Source organism: Porphyrobacter sp. HT-58-2, assembly GCF_002952215.1.
In the GTDB taxonomy this organism is placed as follows: domain Bacteria; phylum Pseudomonadota; class Alphaproteobacteria; order Sphingomonadales; family Sphingomonadaceae; genus Erythrobacter.
The window spans coordinates 96,510-116,435 of the sequence record NZ_CP022600.1; the positions used below are offsets into that span (position 1 = coordinate 96,510).

Here is a 19,926-nt window from a genome sequence, read left to right on the forward strand (position 1 = left end):
CGCGGGTCGGCCGGTAACCTATCGCTACCCTACTCATTACAAACCTCCTTCAGTCCGTCCTCGCCGAGAAGTTCGAGCAGCAGGCGCGCGAGGGCATCATCCGGAGGCGGAGACGCCTGCCACTCGATTTCAACGGGAATGTCGGCGAGCGGCAGCACGGTCGTGATGCGTGGGGTGCCATGGCTAGCATCTTTGCCCATGTCGATCATCCGTGCCGCTCACGCAGTCCCAGATTGAGTCAGTTCGACTTGGGGCGCGGGCGCTCAGCCAGCAGCCGGGCAACTTCGGCAAGAACCTTATCAAAGACGAGCTTGGCCTCGTCTTTGGTCAAGGCACTGGGCAAGGAAATTGCTACCCCACCTGAGCGCTTAGGGGCATAACCCACATGCGCGTTTGTGCCGGGAATTGGATGCTTTTCGCCCACATGACGATTGCGGATCGGCGGTGCCGAAGTCGACCCAACACCCAGCCGCAGCAGACAATCCTGATGGGAGATGGTGCTCTGAGCACCTTCAAGCTCAGCAATGAGGGTTTTGATCTGCCTTTCGAACCCTGCACGGCGACTTTCACCATCAATTGGTGCTCTGGCGTCGTCGGAAGCGCGATTGTTGAGTTCGCGACCGATGCATTCCCAAAATCGGACCGGCACCTGCGCAGGGTCGGCAAGAAAGTCTCCTAGCGGGGCACAGTGCTTCTCGGCCCTCGCAGCCAGATTGAACTGGGAAACTCTAGCCTCGCTGACTTCCTTATCGCCTGGGACCCTTAGTTCCCTTGCGATTTCAGAAAGGGTCCGCCCAGCAGTTGTGAGAATGAGCGCGCGCCTTGCTATTGCCATCGGCTCGCGCTTGCTGCGCGTTGCGTTATCTTGCGACCTGATGCGCAGCACCTCATCGGTTTCGACGACAATGATCTCAACCTGTGCATTGGGATCAAGGGCAACGATCGCCTCGAGCAATACCGTGCCATCAACGCTGAGATATCCATTGGGCGAGCGGACGACAAAGAAGGGGCGCCAGTTCCATGGCTCAACTGCCCTTGAAGCAGCCATTTCGTGGTCAGTGTCACTTATATATCGACGTTCATGACCCGGCGCGCGCTGAAGTAAGTCTCTAGCAAAAACCCTTCGGTTGTGACCATATTGCGCGACAGGTGGGGGAGTCTTTCCTTTTCCTGAATTCTCTGCTGATTTAGGATTGCCAAACAGATCTCTATCGGGAGAGACTTGGTTTACTTCATTATCGCCTACGGTATTCATGTGATCCTCCATGTTCAGAGGATTCTTCCAATACGCAGGCTAAACGATTTTGAGGAACCAAGATCGAGGCGGGTTCAGTTTTTTAAACGACAGAAATTAAACAATTTAATATTTCCCATCGTTCATTTTGCGTTTTTTTGCTTTTCTAATTGTAGATTTTTGCAAGCGCTGCGGGCTCCAAGCAGTCACCTTCTGCGCTGCAGGATTGAACGATCGCAGCTGGGTCAGCGACAGCGAAAAGGACTTCGCCATACTGATAGGGTTGGGCATCTCGATGATCGCGGTTGCAAGTTCCAACGAGATCTGCAGATCCCGAAACTTCATCACTGACGAAGCTTTGCCACCTGTCGAGGAAATCGGCGTGTAGCGAGGGTCGAGTTTGGCGACGTCATCGCTTAGAAACCCATACCAGTGGTCGAGCCACTTTAATGGACGCGGTTCCGACCATGCTTCAGGCAAGGGGAAGGCGCGAGCAAAGGGATTCCACGGTGCATGGAGGCCCCGATCGACCATTCGATCGTATGTTTTCCAGAGCGTTGAGACCCAGCCAGCCATCCAATCTGGATCGCCAATCAAGTCTCCCAAGGGTCCGGCGAGCTCGTCGTTGAAGAGATCGAAGTCAGTCGGCGAAAGGGGGGCGACCAGTCCGCTTTGCGCGGCTCTTTCATGAGTGGTGCGGCGAGGCGAGCCCTGGTGAGAGAGTTTCTTTTGTGATAATCGCGCTGCAAGCTCCCGGCTTGCTTCGTCAGGATCAATTGCCGCCAATACGTTCAAAGCTAACCGAAACAAGGCGGATTCAAGCTTGAATGCTTCTTGGCCTCGGCCCGGCGCCCCCGTGAACCGCTTGAATCGCTCGTGACACGAGAAAAAATAGATGAGGAGGAATTCAAGCGTCGTAAAACCGAGGATCGAATGCGGACTGTGTTCGTCAGGCGGAGTGGGACGATTGCGGGCCGGTCGAAACCTTCTCAAAACGTCCGATGCCAGCTTGGCATGGTTTGCCGGTTGCCCAGGGATCAACGCGTGAACACCGAAGGCGCCGGGATACATCAATATAGGCTCAAGATCAGCGAACCGTAGTTCGCTAGAAATGGCATTATCGCTGATCGGAAACAGCTCCAGGTGCGCTCGCACATAATCGCAGGTCCGCTCAAACTCGAAGGCCTGTTCCAGCACCCGCAATATGGCGCCATTCACGCCCTCGGCGGCGATGAGGGAGGCGAGGCGCTTCTTGAACTCGGGCGTTACGATCAGATTGCGGCCACGCAGCAAAGGCCCCAGTCGAACAAGGTCACCGCGCCACGCGTGTGTCTCGGCCCTGGCGTTTGGACCGAATTCTCGCTTATTGTTCCAAATGACGTCGAGGACGGCGGCAATATCTTCTGGTGACGGGTGACAAGCGATCCTTAACGCGAGCTCGCAAGCTGGATCGTCGGCCTCGCGACCGACGACCGTGTCGCAGTGCGCTGCATTTCTCAGCATTCTGAAGCGGAACCGCGTTACCTCGCCTAGCTCCTTGAGCCCAGGGTAACCCAAGTAGGAATAAGGAGATTCTGGATTTAATTCTTCGGCACGCTGTTGCAATTCCAGATCTCTCGCTGATCTTCTCGGCATAGAAATCCTGCGACCGAACGGGGCGGCTGGAAGCGGACAAGCCGTGCCGCTACCAAGCGCTGTGCCGCAATCGCGAACTGCGACTTTCCTAAAGGACGCTCCTTTGAAATCGCCATGTGAACTAATATTGTCGATTTGTTTTGCGATTAGCTCACCGCTTAGCGAGACTGGAAAGCTGGCCGGCTGCCGCTCGCGGACACTGCCGCCCTTTCGTCTAGGCATCGAGCGCCTCCATTGCAAACTCGAAGGTGCCCCTTGCCTTCAGGTATTGTTGATATGCCCCATTTTGAAAGCCGGCCCATGCATCCCTTGAGGCGTGCGCCCGACTGAGTGCATCGATGCTGGCTTCGATTGCCAATTCGAGACCTTTTGCAGCCTGACATAGATCTCGGGCCTTTCCCTCGGCCTGATAGAACCGAAGTGAGTCCGGCACTCGAAATTCGTGCAACAGGTCAATTGCTTCGCGCGCCTCGCTCCAGCTGGACGGAGCAAATTGATTGCCTGCGATGATGGCGCGCTGGGCAGGTGAAACCTCGGTCGGCTGGCACCCGCGATCGGCTCGATTCAAATCCAGCCACCAATCGGCGCACAACTCGGCATGCCGCTTGATTGGCTGCAGCTTGGATTTCTCTTCGATCAAGTCTGCTATCATCAAGCGGGGCAGTAACGCGAAGGCGTCATCATAAGCCTTTGCCCAGCGTTCGGCGTCGATGCGGCGACCATCGGCGCTAGCGGCGGCGTATTCCACACCGATTTCCTGAATAAGGTCGGCGCATTCCCCGGAGTCGTTCAGATGTCTTACCGTGCCATCCGGTAGCCTGATCCGCTCATTCATGGCCGCACCTGCTTGTAGCGGGGATTGGCGCCAGCAGTGCGTAGCCACAGAAATGCAGCCCTGCGATCTGCCAGCTCAGGAAAGGGAAGGCCAAGGCATTCGCAAGTATAACGGATGAGCCACCGCTGCTTGGGCGAAGCCGGACGCGCGGCCATCGCCTCCAGCTTGTCTTTGTCCAGAGCGCCCAAGAAGCGTTCAGACCGAACCATGTAATTGTCGTAACGCCTGCGCCATTCAGCATAGCGCCCCAAATCCTCAAGTCTGGGCCCCGCCTTGCTGAGGAAGATCGCCAGTGCCTCGCCAATGGTATCGCAGCGCGCGCAGGCGTCCTTCCAATGCAGGGCGATAGCGGTATCGCCCACCAGTTCGGTCGGCGACATAGCAAGAAATCCATCGAGACTGCGCGCATCATGGGCAGACAGGGCACGCGCCGCGAGCACCGCGCCAAGGGTAATCTGATGAAACGCATCGCGCTGGTCGCGATAAACTGCCTCGCCAGGAATGATCTGCGGGGCAGACAAGCCAACTTCCACTGACTTCAAGTCAGCAAGCATGCGGCCTAGCTCGTCGATGTAGACGCCTAGATCGGTCTTTTCCGATTCGGGCTTCATGCGTTCCATGCGCGGAACATAGTGGCAACAATTGGATAGGTCAAGTAATTGCTATAACAATAGGCGGCTTTGTCATGCGATACAGCTATCTTTGTATTTAACGCAGATCCTTGCATCTACCGTTTACCGACCTATAATAGCCGGTGACTTTAAGTGCACTTAAGGAGTTTAGTGCGGGTCTAGGCGAAATAAATGTTGCCCACTTAAGCCGGCCAAAGACCCGCCCTTCGTGAAGCAGACCCGCACCCATGGTAGAGAAGCCTCATTCGCGATGCCGGAAGGTCGAGCCAGGCTCCAGGGAGCAGAAGGCTCTCTGCGCTCCGCCGCGCGGCGATACCTATTGGGCAGTGCGCGCGGATAGGCAAATCCGGGCAGAAGCATGGGCAGAGGCGCAGCACGTCAAATCGGTGAAACGGATCGAGCGCGAGTTCGCCGAAGCCGAACGCGAACGTGCAAATTGGCGGCGGCGGTTTCGTGTCGTCCGGCAGCGGAACTGGGGTGACGAAACCCGGCAGCAGCAGCAACGCAATGTGATGTGGCACGTCTCCTCACGGCCAGTTCGTCATGATCGGCTTTCTCGGTTACCTGTCTACCTCGTGCCGATCACCGATAAGGATGGACGGCAGTTCGTCTTCCTGCGCGTCCGATATTACTCAGCGAAGAAGACGCGGCAGGGCCATGTCCGCGAGCGCGCCTGCTACATCATCGATGGCGCCCACATCTTGCCCAATGGCGAGAGGTGCGTTGCCAGCAACCTTGGCGTGACCGACGGTGAGATCATCGAGGGGTTTGACGTCCTCGAACTGACCAACCGGACGGCGGCTGCAAACGCGAAAACGGCGTTTCATGGCATTATGCAGCATTGCCACCTGCTCACGCCAGAGCAGCAGTTTGAAGCCGTGAAGGCCTACGCCGAGAATACGTTCGGGCGGCAGGGCCTGCCCTATCTCGTGGTGCTGCATCCCCCGTCAGAGGATGGCGACCAGCGTAACTGGCACGTCCACATCCTGTTCTCGTTTCGCCCGATGGAGCGCGTTGCCGAGGGCGATTGGGAAATCGGCAGACATCTGCGCACCGATCTGGATTGTCCCGAGCAGTTCGCCAGAATGCGGCACCTGTGGAGCGAGCAGCTCAATCACGCTTGCGAACAGGCCGGGGTTCCCGCCCGGTTTACCCATCTCAGCTACGCGGCTTCTGGCCTTCCCTATCAGTCGCAGACCCACAACGGGCCGGGGCTTACAGCCAAGATACGGCGCGGCGAATATGTCTCCCGAAATCTCGAGAACCACCGGATCGCCATCGGCAACAGTGCGAAGCGGGCGATCGCAGAGGCCAAAGCCGAACTGCTGAACGCGGCATCGCAGGCGCGGCAACAAGTCGAGCGATCAATGCGCATTGCGTTGGCGGCACATGCAATCAGGGCCAAGCGCCTCGCACCAATCGATGATTGGTCCATTCTACGCAGCCCTCTTCCCGACCTTGCAGCGATACGGCCGATCAGTCGCCCGGCCAACGACAACGAGCGTTCATTTCCTTTGCCCGAAAACCTACCCGCCATGCGGGAACGGTCAGCACCGGTAAGCCCATGGCGCACGCAGTTGTCAGTCCCAGACCGGGCGCTGCCAGCCTGGCCCAATCTCTCCATTCGCGGCAGTGCTGCAAGTCGTTTGCGGCCAGACTTCAAAAGCCCGCTTCCACACAGGTTGCCGTCTTTCCCTCCACAGCAGGGCATTGCACGGGCTGCGTGGAAATCGCTGACTGCGCTGCCTCAGAGGCTGCCACCTGCCAGCATTCGCAAGGCCGAGAAGGTCTCGTGGAAACTGACCCCCGCTCTTTCGTCCCTTCCAGATTTCCCCGCGTCGCGCGGCTCCGGCTCGCCGAAGACAACCATGGTGTGGCGGATTTCGGCAGCGCTGCCACCTTTACGGCCGATTGTTCGGTCACAGGCAATGGCGTGGAAGCTCGACGGCACCCGGATTGCTTTGCCCGAGCACAAGAATCTCCGGCAAGGCTCTATCCGCTTTGATCGAGCGGGCTGGGCGAGAACCTTGCCATCGACACTGCCAAGCAGGCTTGAAACAACGCCGAAACTCGACCTCGCGGAACTCGCCGGACGGGTGTCGCAAACGGTCATTTTCCGGATGTCCGACACCATTGGCCGGATTGCTCCGAAGCTTACTCCCCTGCCAGACGAGCCAAAACCGATCGTTGCCGCCGTTTCCGAACCGCCGGTTCCAGCTATCGTCTCCACTGAGCCGCTCAACCTCGCCGAAGAGGAAAGGCGGGCGCGCGCTTTCCTTGATCGCAACCGCGACAAACCTATCCATGTCGAAAAGAAACCTGACGGGTTCATCTACCCCGGCAGAATCTATTGGCACGGTAATCGCCTCACCGAAGCAGGGTTGCGAAATCCAATTGCACAGCGCCAGCTTCAAGCGCGCTTCGAGCGGCAAGAGGGTCATGTCGATTACATCGTGACCAAGCTGGTGGGGCAAAAGTTGAAGGACACCAGACGCGAAACACTCGTGGGTGCGCTGCCACGGGATAACCGCGAATACTACTCAGCCATGCTCCGATCTCAGCCATTGTATCGCCAGGTGGTTGAAGCTTATCACGATGGCGGAAAGCAGCGGTGTTTGCAGGCCGCGATGGCTTGGCAAAACGCGCAAAATGATGGTGAAGATCGGAGGCTGCGGCTCGCGGCCAAAGCGAAGCTGCTGAGTAAGGCGTTCAGCCTTCAGCTCCCGTTGACGCAAACCCTTGCCCATGAACTCGAGCAGGACGCCGACAAGTATATTCGGAGGTCGGTGGCTGCCGCGGCGGCGGCCGCAGGCTCAAGCGATACTGGCGGCTCGCCGTCCCCGATTGCGCCACAGCTGAGTGATGCAGAAACCACGCCCACTCCCCACCGCGAACAGCGTTCGGTTGAACCGGAGTATCCTGCAGAGACCGGCGAGCCAGATGAAGAGCTCGTCACGGAAATCGCAAAGACGCCCGGACTGATGATGAAGCGCAAGGGTGGAAAGCTTTTTCCTGAGATGGCGCCGGCTGACGAACGAGAGGCTCGCAGCGGCGATTTTGAGCATCCACACATCCAGGCAGCCCTAGAACAGGAGCGTCGGCGGCAACGGCAATTCGTGCGCGAGATGTGGGGCGTGCTCACCAAATTCGTCACGAAGTCAGACGTGGATCGTGGATCGGCGGCAGTTATCGCGGCACTCCCGGACGATCAGCGGCAAAAGGCTTCACCATGGGCAACAACCCCGATCTGGGACCTCATGCTTCGCCAGTTGGAAAAGAGCGGCAGACGCCGTTCCGAAGCTGCTGTCCGGCGCTGGGAAGAAGCCGTTCGAGAGCGAGATGGCGGTCGGCTAGCAATCGCCGCTCAGGCCGACGCACGTTTGAGGCGGTGGCCCATCCCGATCAGTCCAGACACCGCGGCAGCGATCAAGCAAGATGTGGCACGCCGTTCGGCGCAGATTGCAGCGCAGCAGAGAATGTTCGGTCGATAGATGTAACTTAAGCGCGCTTAAGTTTGCCGACGTTTGCCCGGGCTACGTGATTGAAGGAGTTAGCATTTGGCTGGCTCTAGACGCCGGCGGCTCCCGACCCACAGGCCGTCGTTCAAGTCTGCGGAGTTCAATGTCTGGTTTCGCCAGAAGCCGTCATTCGGCTCTCGGGATCGTGCCTCGACCCCGCCTATGACTGCAACTGGGTGGTTTGCTGAACATCTGCTTCTGGAGATATTGCTTTTCAGGACGATCAGATGGCAATCAACTTGAAGAGCTTTAGGGTCCTCAGACCGGCCTCATGGATTTCGGCGGCCAGCTCGTCGGAAAGACAAGTTAGCCACTCGCCGAATCGGCGCTTCCGCCACAGATGCGTGCCGCAATGGATGCTCTGAACCAAGGCAAGATCGGGAACCTGTCTCGGGCATGACGCCGGGGCAGTGCCGATGGCACTGTCCCGGCCGCATGTCCTTGCAATCAGAACCGTACCGATGCCTCGATCCCATAGGTGCGCGGTGCGCCGCGGGTCAGATAATCCTGGTAGAAGGCGTTGAGATTCAGCCCGTAGACGTAATAGAACTTGTCCGTCAGATTGCGGCCCCAAGCCGAGATCGAGACATTGTCGCGGGTGTAGGTCACGCGCGCATCGAACAGCCAGTAGTCGGGGTTGCCGCAGGCCAGCTCGGGCGTTGCCAGCAGCACATTTGATCCGGCGGCCGGGCGGTCGCACGGATCCTGACCGTAGTTGCCGAAAGGATCGAAGAAATATTCGCCCATGTAGCGCGCATCGCCGCGTATGGTGAGCTTGTTGCGCCCGTCATCGATCGGGGTGAGCTCCAGCCCGGCATTGAAAGTCAGTTCGGGGGCGTTGGGGAAGTCATTGCCATTGATGTTGAGCGTGAGCGCCGTCGGATCGGCAGCATTGACCGCATTGCCGGTGTATTTCGAATTGAGATAGCCTGCGGCAGCATCGAAGCGGATCAGGTCACTGGGCTGCCAGATCAGCTCGGCCTCGGCCCCGAACAGTCGCCCGTCGGCAGACCGCAGAAAGCTGGTCGCGCCGATGATCTGAGCGATCTGCTGACCGGTGTAGTCGTAATAGAACGCCGCTGCGTTGAGCTGCACCGTGTTGCCTGCAAACTTGCTCTTGAAGCCGGCTTCGTAGGCGTTCACCTTCTCGGGATCGACGAAATAGACCTGGCTGATGTCCTGATAGGCAAGCGCGTTGAACGTGCCCGCCCGGTAGCCGCGCGAATAGCTGGCGTAGAGCAGGACATCGTCCGAAGGTTCATAGCTGAGGATCGCGCGCCCGGTCAGCTGACCGGTGCTCTCGTCCGCATTAACCCGGCCCGGCGTGCCGACAAGCGGGAACTGGTAGGGCACAAGGCTGGCAAAGGCATTCTGCCCCGACAGGTCGAACAGCACCGATGAGGCATTGCTCAGGCGCACGTCATCCCAAGTGTAGCGCAGCCCGACCGTCAGCGAGAGCGCATCGGTCAGCTCGAGCTTGCCTTCGCCATAGACCGCGATGCTCGGGCGCGAGATGGTGAATTCCTGCCGGGCGAGGATCGGGCCGAACGGCGGCGCTCCGGCAGCCGCGCAGGCGGCCTGCACCGCTGTTCCCCCGGCGCTGTTGGTGGCGGCAACATCAGCGTTGAAGGCGATCAGGGATCGCGCATCGAAGAAGCCATTGGGGTTCACCACCACTGGCGCACAGAAGCCCGGATCGGTAATCGGCAGCGCCGGATTGAGCGCAAAGGCCGGGAGGGTGCGGATCGAATTGCCGACCGCAATCGGGATATTGTTGAAATTGCCCGGCACCCCTGCACCTTGCAGCAGCGGGCGCAGGAAGCCGAAGAAATCGGGTTCGTTGACCGTGTCGATCGAATCCTCGCCATAATAGCCGCCGACGATCAGCTTGAACGGCCCGCCATCATCGAAGCTCAGACGGGTATCGAAGTTGAGGTTCTGCGATTTCGAAAGATACCGGATCGCGCAGACATTGTTGGGCGATCCATCGCAATCGAAGGGGGAGAGGCGGAAGGTCGCTTCGTCATAGGCCATGATGCTGGTAAGGGTCAGATCATCATTCAGCTTGCCTTCGACCGTCAGGGTTGCGCCATAGCTGTCGGTGAAATAGCGCCCGGCCGTGTCCGCCTGGATCTCGTTGCGGCGCAGGGTGCGCCCTCCAAGCTCGGGTCGGGGAGCGAAGCGCGAATAGCCGCCCGCATCGGTGCGGCCTTGCAGATAGCCGATCCCATAGGGCAGATCCTGCAAGGGGTTGGCCCGCGCGCCGTGGAGCTTGAGTGTCATCGAAAAATCGGATGACGGCTCGATCAGAAAGGTGATGCGCCCGGCGATGCTGTTGGTTTCGGCGAAGTTGCGGTTCAGTGTCGGGTTGAAGGTATAGCCATCGGCATCGACATAGGTGCCCGCAATGCGCACCCCGAACACATCATCGACAATGGTCGCATCCAGGGCGCCTTCGGCGAACACCCGGTTGAAGTTGCCATAACCGACCGTCATGTAGCCACTCGCCCCGTCAAGCGAGGGCTTGCGGGTAATGAAGTTGATCGCCCCGCCGGTGGTGTTGCGCCCGAACAGCGTGCCCTGCGGGCCGCGCAGCACCTCGACCCGTTCCAGATCATAGAGCTGCTGGCCGTGGCTGGCGCGGAACGACTGGTAAACTTCATCGACATAGACGCCGACTGGCGAAGCCGTGGCGGCGGAGAATTCATTGGCCACGCCCACGCCGCGCAGCGAGAAGTTGGGCTGGGTTTCGGAATAGGCGCTGGTGACCTGCAGGTTGGGCAGGCTGCCCATCAGGTCGCTGGTATCGGTAATCCCGCGCGCGGCGAGTTCATCGCCGGTGATCGCCGAAATCGCGATCGGCACCTTCTGGAGATCTTCGCTGCGCTTGGTCGCAGTGACGACGATCGTGCTGATTCCGCCTTCATCGGCCGGCTCGGCATCCTGCGCCAGCGCCGGGCTTGTGCCAATCAGCAATGCGCCCAGCGACGCACCCAATGCGAGGCCGCGCTGCGCGGTGTTCGATCTTGCGTTCATCTCTACTCTCCCCTGCTTCTTGTTCATTCTGGTGGATCATTGTGGCCGCAGGCTGAAACCGCGCCGCTGCGGGTCGGCATAGGCATCCGCGAGCAGGCGTTTCTGCACCTTGCCGCTGTCCATGCGCGGCAGGCTGCGGGTGAAGGCGATCTGGCGCGGCAGCTTGTTGGCAGCGATCAGCCCGCGCAGCCGCGCGCCGATGGCGCGGGCGCTGGCGGCAGGATCGGCGGCGGGCTCGCGCAGTTCGATCACGGCCTGCACCACCTGACCCAGATCATCGTCGGGCACGCCGAATACCGCGCAGTCCACGATCTGCGGATCGCTCATCAGCGCGGCTTCGACCTCGGCGGGATAGATGTTTGCGCCCCCTGAAATGATGGTGAAGGACGCGCGGTCAGTAAGCCACAGATAGCCCTCGGCATCGACATGGCCGATGTCGCCGAGCGTGGCATAGCCCTGACGGCTGGTCGCGGCGGCGGCCTTTTCCGGGGCGTTGTGATAGGCGTGGGCGGTGTCGCTTTCGAAGAACACCCGGCCCGTCGCGCCCGGCGGCAGCGGCTGGTCGTTGTCATCGAGAATATGGATGACCGAGCCATAGGCCCGCCCGACGCTGCTGGGACGCTCAATCCATTCGGCGCTGGTGATGTGGGTGAAGCCGACCGCTTCGGTGCCGCTGTAATATTCCTGGAGGATCGGCCCCCACCAGTCGATCATCCGTCGCTTGATATCGGGCGGACACGGCGCGCCGGCGTGGATGGCGCAGATGTGCGAAGGCGGATTGGCAGGGCGATCCGCCAGCGCCAGCATCCGCGCGAACATGGTCGGCACCCACTGGCTGTGCGTGACGCCCTGTTCGGCCAGCAGCGCCAGCGCCCTGCCGGCATCGAACTTGCGCATCGCCACCACCGTTCCGCCCATGCGCTGCACCGTCATCGCCCAGCGCAAGGGGGCGGCGTGATAAAGTGGCGCAGGCGAGAGGAACACCGTGTCCGCGTCCATCCCGAACAGCGCGCGGGCGCGTTCCACCCGCCGCGCGTCGCTGCCCAGCATCGCGCCCGAAAGCGGGCGCTTGACCCCCTTGGGCCGCCCCGTGGTGCCCGAGGTGTAGAGCATGTTGCTGCCCTCAACCTCGGTAAAGGGCGCGGTTTCGCCCGTGTCCCATTCGGCCGGAACCAGCGCGCGCGGCAGGCCGGCATCATGGGTCAGCACCACCTTCGCGCCGCTATCGGCAAGGATATAGTCGCGCTCGGGCGCCGCCAGCCGCTCGGACAGGGGAACGAAATACAGGCCCGACATCTGCGCCGCCCAGGCCGCGACGAAAAATTCAGCGCCGTTGCCAAGGATCAGCGCGACACTGTCGCCCGGCGCGCAGCCCAGCGCGGCGAGCCGCCCGGCGAGCCTGCGGCTGCGCGTGGCCAGCGCGCCATAGCTCAGTACCTCGCCATCGATCACCACCGCCGCGCGGGCGGGGGCCGTTTCGGCAATGGCGCCGGGATGCAGGCTCATGCCCCCGCCTCCGCCGCCAGATGCGCAAGATGCGCGGTTTCGTTGATGCTCACCACTGTCAGCCGGTCGAGCGTGCTGCCGGTCAGCCGCGTGATCGATCCGTATTCGGGCACGAAATTGGCGTGCCCCTCCAGCCCCAGGGCGTGGCTGAGCAGGATGTTGATCGGAAAGCCATGGGTGAAGATCACGGCGGTCTTGCGATGATGCGCGCTCAGGATCGAGCCGAAGCCCTCCAGCGTTTCGGCCACGAAGCGCGGACCATCGATGCCGAAATAGCCCAGCGGATCGGCCAGGAACCGCGCCCAGTCAGCCTCGCCCCGGGCCTTGACCATCTCGATATTGGCATAGGCTCCGCCATAGCGATCAACTTCGCCAATCGCGGCGATGGCGGTGGCGGCGATGCCGGTGGCCGTGAGCAGCGGCGCGGCGGTTTCGGCCGCGCGGTGCATCCCGGAATGGATCACCAGATCGATCGGCTCGCGCGCCAGAAAGCTGCCAACCGCCTCGGCCTGACGGTGCCCGGTTGGTGACAGCGGCGGGTTACCCGCGCCCGGCTGGGTGATGTGCTGCGGCTGGCCGTGGCGAACGAGGATCAGACGCATCTCAGCCCGCCCCGCCGCCGACCGAGCGCAGCGCGTGGTAGCCGCCATCAACCTTGATGTCGGTGCCGTTGACCCAGCCCGCGTCCGGCCCGAGCAGGAACTGCACCACCGCTGCGACCTCGTCAGGTGCTCCATGGCGACCGGTGAGGGCAGCGGCAGCGGCGATGCGGTCGGCCCCGATGGAAGCCTCGAAATCGGCGAGGATCGGGGTTTCGACCGGGCCGGGGCTGACGGTGTTGACCCTGATGCCCCGCAGCCTGAATGCAGCGGCGGCATGCTGCGCCCAGCGGATCAGCAGCGCCTTGGAATATTCATAGGCGAGCTTGCCATCGGCCAGCGCAGGCCTCGCCGCCGGGGCCAGTGCCAGCCATTCGTCCTTCGCCGCATCATCCAGCGGGCAGCGCGCGGCCGTGACGCTGGCGACCGCGACCACGCCCGCGCCGGGTGCCAGTTGCGCGGCCAGCGCCTCGGTCAGCAGGCGCGGGGCATCGCAATTGACCGCCATGATCGCAGCCGGATCGGCGGTGCCGGGCAGGCCTGCGACATGGGCGATACCGTCAAGGAGCCCGGCGATCCCTGCCGCCGCCGCCGAAATTGCCGCGGGATCGGCAAGATCGCAGATCACCTCGGCTCCCGCCCGGTCGAGCCCGATTACCGTGTCGCCCGCCGCCGACAGCCGAGCGGCCAGCGCCGCCCCAATCCCGCTTGCAGCGCCCGTGACGAGGATCCTGCGGCTCATTGCCAGCGGACTTTCATGCCGGTCCAGCCGGTGAACCAGTTGGACGGCAGGCGGGTAGGCTCTTCCAGCACCGCAATGTCGGCAATGTCGCGCAGCATGGTATCGAACAGCAGCGCTGCCTCCAGCCGGGCAAGGTGGGTGCCAAGGCAGAAATGTGCGCCGACGCCAAAGCCGACATGGGGGTTGGGCGACCGGTCCAGCACCAGCTCGTCTGCCCGTGCAAACACCGTCTCGTCACGGTTGGCGCTCGCGAACCACAGCACCACCTTGTCGCCCTTGGCGATCCTTGTGCCCGCCAGTTCGGTATCGCAGGCCGCCGTGCGGCGCATATGCGCGACCGGCGAGACGAAGCGGCACATTTCCTCGATCGCGCCCGGCACCAGCGCGGGGTTGGCACGCAGCGTTTCCCACCCCCCCTGTCGCACCAGTTGGGCGAGGCCGCCAGTGACGAGGAACCGCGTCGTCTCGTTACCCGCCACGGTGATCAGCATGAAATAGGCGTCGAGCAACTGCTGTTCGAGCGGCGCATCATCGAGCCGTGCGGCCACCATGCGGCTGGCGAGATCATCGCCCGGCGCGCGGCGCTTGGCATCGGCAAGCTGGCGGAAATAGGCGAAGAGCTGCGCGCGCGCTTCGGCCTGTTCGGCATCGGAAGCGCACATGTCGCTCATCAGATTGGCCCAGTCGACCAGCCCGGGGGCTTCATCGGCGGGCACGCCGAGCATGTCGGCGATCACCAGCATCGGCATTCTGACCGCGATGCGCTCGACGAAATCGAACGCCTCGCCGCGCGGGGCATCGGCCACCAGCCGTTCGACAATCGCGCGGAAGGCCGGGCGGCGCGCCGTCACCGCCTCGCGCGAGAGGCCGGGCATGACGATCGCGCGCAGCTTGCCGTGGAGCGGCGGGTCGGCGTTGTGGACCGATGGCGCGCCGCGCCCCTCGGCGCGGCGGTTTCTGATCTGGGTGCCGTGGCCGGACAGGAACACGGAATGATTGCGCGCGGCGGCCACCACCTCGGCATGGCGGGTCACGCACCAGAAGCCCGCGCCCTCGGGCTCGGGATTGAACCACAGGCCCGGCATCCGGCGCAGCTCGGCAAAGGCCTCGTGCTCGCGCGTCGCCTCGAACGGGGCGAGGTCGAGGAGATCAAGCGCGCTCATTGCGGCTGGCCGCTGATGGTGCGGTACCAGATCAGCCCGCACGCCTTGCCCAACCGTTCGATGAAGGCATCATCGGGTTCCTGCGCGGCAAGGCCAACCTGGACATAGGCAAGCTGCTCGGTAAGCGAGGACAGCCCTTCGGCGACCATCGAAATATCGGCGAGCGGTGGCACTGCGCCGCTGGTGACCAGCCGTTCGAGCCAGCGTTCGGTGCGCGCCACAAAGCGGTCGCGCATTTGCAGCCAGACGCGGCGGAAATCGCTGTGCTCCTGCTGCGCGGCGGCCTCTCGCGCAACCCTGAGCAGCAGGCGATCCCGGCGATAATCACGAAAGAACTGGATGTTGCGCGCCTCCAGCCGTTCGAGCGAGAGGCTGTCTGCTTCCCCCACGGTGCGGGCGGTGGTGCGCCGCAGCTCTTCGTTGAGCTGGTCGAGCAGGGCCAGCAGGATCGCGTCCTTGTCGGCAAAGTGGCGGTAGAACAGCCCGTGGCTGATCCCTGCCTCGGCCACGATGTCGGTGATGCGGACGGCGTTATAGCCATGCTGGCCGAACGCGACCGCCGCCGCGGCGAGCAGCTTTTCCCGAGTCGCCTTGCCCTTGCGCGTGGGCGGCAGGCCGGTTGCCGCCTGTGCCCCTGCATCCTGTCCCATGCCCGCTCTCCCGTATCGGTGAGGTGTGCCTCTTGTTGGCCTAAGGCTCCACGATTGCAAAAGTGATGTCAATGTCATTTTTGCTTGGCAGGCCTGCGATCCTGAGGCATTGTCGGGCGTGCAGACTTCCGGCTGGCGTGACTTCGCGCGCAGAAACGGGGGCGTTTTCATGGGAGTAAGGCCGATGGGCAGATTGGCAGGCAAGGTAGCCATCATCACCGGAGCGACCGGTGGAATCGGTTCGGCCACCGCACGCAAGTTTCTGGAGGAGGGCGCCCAGCTGATGCTCGCCGGGCGCGACGCGGGCCGGCTTGAGGCTGCCGCCGCAGCGCTTGGCGCGCCTGACCGGGTGGCGATCTGTGTCGGCCAGCCCACCGACGAAGCCGATGTCGCCGCCCTCGTCGCCGCCACGACGACGCGGTTCGGCGCGCTCCACGCTTTCGTCGCCAATGCCGGGTCCGAGGGCAAGGTGATGCCGATCACGCTCACCGACCTTGCCGATTTCGAGGCGGTGCAGCGCACCAACGTGACCAGCGTCTTCCTTGCCATCAAGCATGCCGCCCCGGCGATGCAGGCGGCAGGGGGTGGGTCGATTGTCGCGTTGTCATCGGTGGCAGGAGAAGTCGGGGTGGCCGGGATCGGCGCCTATGCCGCCAGCAAGCACGCCATCAGCGGGCTGGTGAAAGTGGCCGCGCTGGAACTGGCGGCGGCCGGTGTCAGGGTCAACGCGGTGGCCCCCGCGCCCATCGACAATGCGATGATGCAATCGATCGAGGCGCAGGCCAGCCCCGGTGACCCCTCCCTTGCCCGCGCGGGCTTTACCTCGCTGATCGCCATGGGCCGCTATGGCACGGACCCGGAAGTGGCCAATCTTGTCGCCTTCCTCGCCAGCGACGAGGCAAGCTACTGCACCGGCGGCAATTATGCCGTCGACGGCGGCTTTCTGGCGGCGTGAGGGGGCAGGCGCGATGATCGACACCGAACCGCAGCTTGCCGCCATGCTCGAAGCGCGCAAGGCCCGGCGCGCGCTGCCGCCCTATATCCCGCAGGCCGATGCCGATGTCGCCGCCTTGCTCGCCAGCTTCTTCGCCCGTGAACTGCCTGGCAGCAGCGTCAGCGGCATTGCCCGGATCGGCGGGGGCGCATCGAAGGAACAATTCGTCTTCACCCTTGCCGCGCCCGGCGAAGACCCGCGCCGCTACGTGCTCAGGATGGACGCGCTCGAAGGGATTACCGAGACCAGCCGGGCGCGCGAATACGAGATCCTCAAGGCCTTTGCCGGCGTGGTGCCGGTGCCCGATCCGGTCTGGCTCGATGCCGAAGCGGCGCATTTCCCGACGCCTGCGGTGATCATGGAATTCGTCCCCGGCGTCACCAAGCCGCAGACCGACGGGGTCAGCGTCACCGGCCTTGGCACGGTGCTGGGCGATCCCTTGCGCGGTCTCATTGCCCCGCAATATTACGATAACCTCGCCAGGATCCACAATTTCGACTGGACCAAGGCGGGCCTCACCCAATTCACCGCGCCCACGGCCGATCCCAAGCAGGCAACCCGCTGGCTCATCAATTTCTGGAAGGAGTTGCTGGAACAGGACGCGGTCACCCGCGAGCCGGTCTTGCGGCTCGCGACCCAGTGGCTTGAAGACCACGTGCCCGATTGCGAGGCGCCTTGCGTCGTTCACGGCGACTATCGCACCGGCAACTACCTGTTTGACGAGGCGAGTGGCCGGATCACCGCGATCCTCGACTGGGAGATGAGCTATATCGGCGATTTCCACGCCGATCTGGGCTGGCTGCTGCAACCGGTGTTCGGCAGCTGCATCGACGGCGTATTCCGGGTCAGCGACATCGCGCCGCGGGACGAGTGGATCGCAGCTTACGAAGCGGCGAGCGGCAACCGTGTGGACCCGGTGAAGCTCCACTACTTCACCGTGTTCAACGCCTGGAAGAGCTACATCCTCGTTTCCGCGCTAGGGATGCAGGCGGCGCGCACCGCACACAACCATCAGGATGTGCTGCTTACCTTTCTGGCGGCGACCGGGCCGATGTTCGTCGACGATCTCGCCCGCCTGCTGATGATGGAGGAAAGCCGGTGAACCCCTCAGTCGATGATCGCCTCGGATCGGTGCTGCGCGCGCTTCAGACCGTGGTGCTGCCCGCGCTGCCCGAAAGCGCCAGCCTCGCGCGCGAGCAGGTGATGCTGGCGATGGGGCATATCCAGATCATCCAGGCGCAGCGCGACGCCACGCCCGCTTTCGAGGAAGGCGAGCTTGCTGATATCCGCGCGATGGCCGCCGCCGTGCTGGCGCTGGACGAGGCGCCTGCGACCTGCGCGGCGGAGCGCGCCGCACTCGCGCAGGCGCTGGCTGACGATACCGCGCCGACCCGCACGGCAAGCGAGGCGATCCGCACTGCGATCGACGCGCTGCTCGTCGCCGCGCGCGAAGCGGGCGCGCGCGAGTATCACGCAGCCCTTGCCGCCACGATCCTGCCCCTGGGCCGCGCCCGCGCCCGCAAGGATCGTGAATGGTTTGCGATCATGGGCTTCGACATCGAACTGAGCGGCGGCTGAGGCGCGGGCGGCGGGCGATGCATTTCGACCGGGATTTCCGCATGGCGATCGGCAGTGCGCTGGCGCCGGGCGCGGGCACGATGGCGGTGATCGATCCGGCCACGGCAACGCCCTTTGCCGAGGCACCCGAAGCAAGCCCGGCTGATCTCGACCGCGCCATCAGCGCCGCGCGGGCAGCCTTTCCCGGCTGGGCAGCCACGCCCTATGCCGAACGCGCGGCATCGATTGCGGCACTCGCCGACGCGGTCGAACGTCATGCCGATGATTTCGCCCCGCTGCTAACCCGCGAACAGGGCAAGCCGCTGGCCGAAGCCCGGCGCGAAGTGATGGGGCTGGCCACGTGGCTGCGCGCTGCTGCGGGCATGGCACTGCCCGTGACTGTCCACGAGGACATCCCGGCGCGCTATTGCGAGACGCGCCATGTGCCGATCGGCGTCGTCGCCGCCATTGCCCCGTGGAACTATCCCTTGCTGCTCGCGGCGTTCAAGCTTGGTCCGGCGCTGGTCACGGGCAATTGCGTGGTGCTGAAGCCTTCGCCTTTCACGCCGCTGACTTCGCTCAAACTCGGGGAACTGGCGCAGTCGATCCTGCCGCCGGGGGTGCTGAATGTGGTGTCGGGCGGCGATGCGCTTGGCCCCTGGCTGACCGCCCATCCCGGGATCGACAAGATCGCCTTCACCGGCTCCACCGCCACCGGCAAGCGCGTGATGGCGAGCGCGGCCGATACGCTCAAGCGGATCACGCTCGAACTGGGGGGGAACGATCCGGCCATCGTGATGCACGATATCGATCCCGCAATGCTCGCCCCGGCGCTGTTCTGGGCGGCTTTCGGCAATGCCGGGCAGGTGTGCCTCGCGACCAAGCGACTATATGTGCACGCTGCCGTCTATGACGAGGTGCGCGATGCGCTGGTGGCCTATGCCGCGGGCGTGACAATGGGCAGCGGCATTGCGCCCGGTACGCAGATCGGCCCCATCAACAACCGTGTCCAGCATGACCGGCTGATCGCCCTGATCGAAGACTGCCGCACGCACGGCTATCGCTTTGCCTGCGGGGGCGAGGTGCCCGATGGCCCTGGTTACTTCCTCGCGCCGACCATCATCGATAACCCGCCTGAAAGCGCGCGGATCGTGCAGGACGAACAGTTTGGCCCGATCCTGCCGATGATGTCCTTCACCGATTATGACGATGCCGTGCACCGCGCCAATTCTGGCCCCTATGGACTGGGAGCGTCGATCTGGGCAGGCGATCCGGACGCGGCATGGGCGCTGGGGCAGCGGATCGCATCGGGCAATGTCTGGGTGAATGAAAGCCGCCCGCTCTCGCCGCTGGTGCCCTTTGCCGGCCATGGGCACTCAGGGTTCGGGGTCGAGAACGGGATTGAAGGCCTGCTCGAATACACGTTACCGCGCACATCGAGCATCTGCCGAACCCGAACTTTCGGGTTATGACTGGTTCCACTGCTATCGTGCAAAGGGCCCCAGACGTCCTATGTTGGACCGGTGCATGAAGGCGCACTGCACCAGCTAGAGTTCGGGCTTGAAGCCAGACGCCAGGAACGGCAACCCGGCGCGCAAAAAGGCGATGCTGTTGGGTGCGGTGTCGAATGATGTAAAGGTTTGCCCAGGAAAGCCGCCAGAAATGATCATGGAGGCCCAGGTCACCATCTGACCGACCACCACCCGCCACGTGCCGCAATCGGCCTCGAACTGGACACGGTACCACCTCGCCTACGGTCCGGACGCCCCCTCCACCGCAGTGTCCACGCAATCGTCACCTAACACGCTTCAGCCCGGGTTCCGCC

General features: G+C 62.9%; 17 protein-coding genes. 5 read left to right on the forward strand and 12 right to left on the reverse strand.

All coding sequences use genetic code 11. The features are described from left to right. Positions 1-29: 29 nt before the first annotated feature. The 5 genes from CHX26_RS15790 to CHX26_RS00550 all read right to left on the reverse strand — a co-directional run bounded on the left by CHX26_RS15790 (position 30) and on the right by CHX26_RS00550 (position 4,324). Entirely contained in the window at positions 30-200 is a 171-nt protein-coding gene (locus CHX26_RS15790; RefSeq protein ID WP_172449623.1) for a hypothetical protein, read from the reverse strand. A gap of 38 nt (positions 201-238) precedes the next feature. Further along, entirely contained in the window at positions 239-1,255 is a 1,017-nt protein-coding gene (locus CHX26_RS15530) for a hypothetical protein (RefSeq protein ID WP_146107605.1), read from the reverse strand. A 105-nt stretch (positions 1,256-1,360) separates the two neighbouring features. Next, entirely contained in the window at positions 1,361-3,091 is a 1,731-nt protein-coding gene (locus tag CHX26_RS00540) for a hypothetical protein (protein WP_146107606.1), read from the reverse strand. Continuing rightward, a complete protein-coding gene (locus tag CHX26_RS00545) occupies positions 3,084-3,704 on the reverse strand; it encodes a hypothetical protein (RefSeq protein ID WP_104940686.1) in 621 nt (206 codons plus the stop codon). Before CHX26_RS00545 ends, CHX26_RS00540 begins: the two co-directional genes overlap by 8 nt. Then, complete coding sequence (locus CHX26_RS00550; RefSeq protein ID WP_104940687.1) at positions 3,701-4,324, reverse strand: hypothetical protein; 624 nt, start codon at positions 4,322-4,324, stop codon at positions 3,701-3,703. Before CHX26_RS00550 ends, CHX26_RS00545 begins: the two co-directional genes overlap by 4 nt. Before the next feature lie 239 nt (positions 4,325-4,563). Here CHX26_RS00550 and CHX26_RS00555 point away from each other — a divergent pair, with 239 nt between their 5' ends. After that, entirely contained in the window at positions 4,564-7,827 is a 3,264-nt protein-coding gene (locus CHX26_RS00555) for a MobA/MobL family protein (RefSeq protein WP_104940688.1), read from the forward strand. 474 nt (positions 7,828-8,301) lie between these two features. Here CHX26_RS00555 and CHX26_RS00560 read toward each other — a convergent pair whose 3' ends face one another. From CHX26_RS00560 to CHX26_RS00585, 6 genes are read right to left on the reverse strand one after another with little or no spacing between them, the layout of a single operon-like run. Continuing rightward, entirely contained in the window at positions 8,302-10,890 is a 2,589-nt protein-coding gene (locus tag CHX26_RS00560) for a TonB-dependent receptor (protein WP_104940689.1), read from the reverse strand. Between the two features lie 36 nt (positions 10,891-10,926). Then, positions 10,927-12,396, reverse strand: coding sequence for an AMP-binding protein (locus tag CHX26_RS00565; protein WP_104940690.1), 1,470 nt, complete (start codon positions 12,394-12,396; stop codon positions 10,927-10,929). After that, positions 12,393-12,998, reverse strand: a complete 606-nt coding sequence (locus CHX26_RS00570) for a histidine phosphatase family protein (RefSeq protein ID WP_172449624.1) — start codon at positions 12,996-12,998, stop codon at positions 12,393-12,395. Before CHX26_RS00570 ends, CHX26_RS00565 begins: the two co-directional genes overlap by 4 nt. 1 nt (position 12,999) lies before the next feature. Next, a complete protein-coding gene (locus tag CHX26_RS00575) occupies positions 13,000-13,737 on the reverse strand; it encodes an SDR family oxidoreductase (RefSeq protein ID WP_104940692.1) in 738 nt (245 codons plus the stop codon). Beyond that, positions 13,734-14,900, reverse strand: a complete 1,167-nt coding sequence (locus CHX26_RS00580; protein WP_104940693.1) for a cytochrome P450 — start codon at positions 14,898-14,900, stop codon at positions 13,734-13,736. The genes CHX26_RS00575 and CHX26_RS00580 overlap by 4 nt, the downstream gene beginning before the upstream one ends. Continuing rightward, complete coding sequence (locus CHX26_RS00585) at positions 14,897-15,550, reverse strand: TetR/AcrR family transcriptional regulator (protein WP_172449625.1); 654 nt, start codon at positions 15,548-15,550, stop codon at positions 14,897-14,899. Before CHX26_RS00585 ends, CHX26_RS00580 begins: the two co-directional genes overlap by 4 nt. A 184-nt stretch (positions 15,551-15,734) precedes the next feature. On the opposite strand from CHX26_RS00585, the gene CHX26_RS00590 reads away from it, so the two are divergent. The 4 genes from CHX26_RS00590 to CHX26_RS00605 are packed head-to-tail and all read left to right on the forward strand — an operon-like array spanning position 15,735 to position 19,573. Continuing rightward, positions 15,735-16,505 (forward strand): SDR family NAD(P)-dependent oxidoreductase, encoded by a 771-nt coding sequence (locus CHX26_RS00590; protein WP_172449626.1) that lies wholly within the window; start codon positions 15,735-15,737, stop codon positions 16,503-16,505. Positions 16,506-16,518: 13 nt separating this feature from the next. After that, positions 16,519-17,646 carry a phosphotransferase family protein gene (locus CHX26_RS00595; protein WP_172449627.1) on the forward strand — a complete coding sequence of 376 codons (1,128 nt, stop codon included), beginning with the start codon at positions 16,519-16,521 and terminating at the stop codon, positions 17,644-17,646. After that, positions 17,643-18,122, forward strand: a complete 480-nt coding sequence (locus tag CHX26_RS00600) for a hypothetical protein (RefSeq protein ID WP_104940696.1) — start codon at positions 17,643-17,645, stop codon at positions 18,120-18,122. Before CHX26_RS00595 ends, CHX26_RS00600 begins: the two co-directional genes overlap by 4 nt. Positions 18,123-18,139: 17 nt before the next feature. Continuing rightward, positions 18,140-19,573, forward strand: a complete 1,434-nt coding sequence (locus tag CHX26_RS00605; protein ID WP_104940697.1) for an aldehyde dehydrogenase family protein — start codon at positions 18,140-18,142, stop codon at positions 19,571-19,573. 75 nt (positions 19,574-19,648) lie between these two features. Here CHX26_RS00605 and CHX26_RS15795 read toward each other — a convergent pair whose 3' ends face one another. After that, complete coding sequence (locus tag CHX26_RS15795; RefSeq protein WP_172449628.1) at positions 19,649-19,789, reverse strand: hypothetical protein; 141 nt, start codon at positions 19,787-19,789, stop codon at positions 19,649-19,651. Between the last annotated feature and the right edge of the window lie 137 nt (positions 19,790-19,926).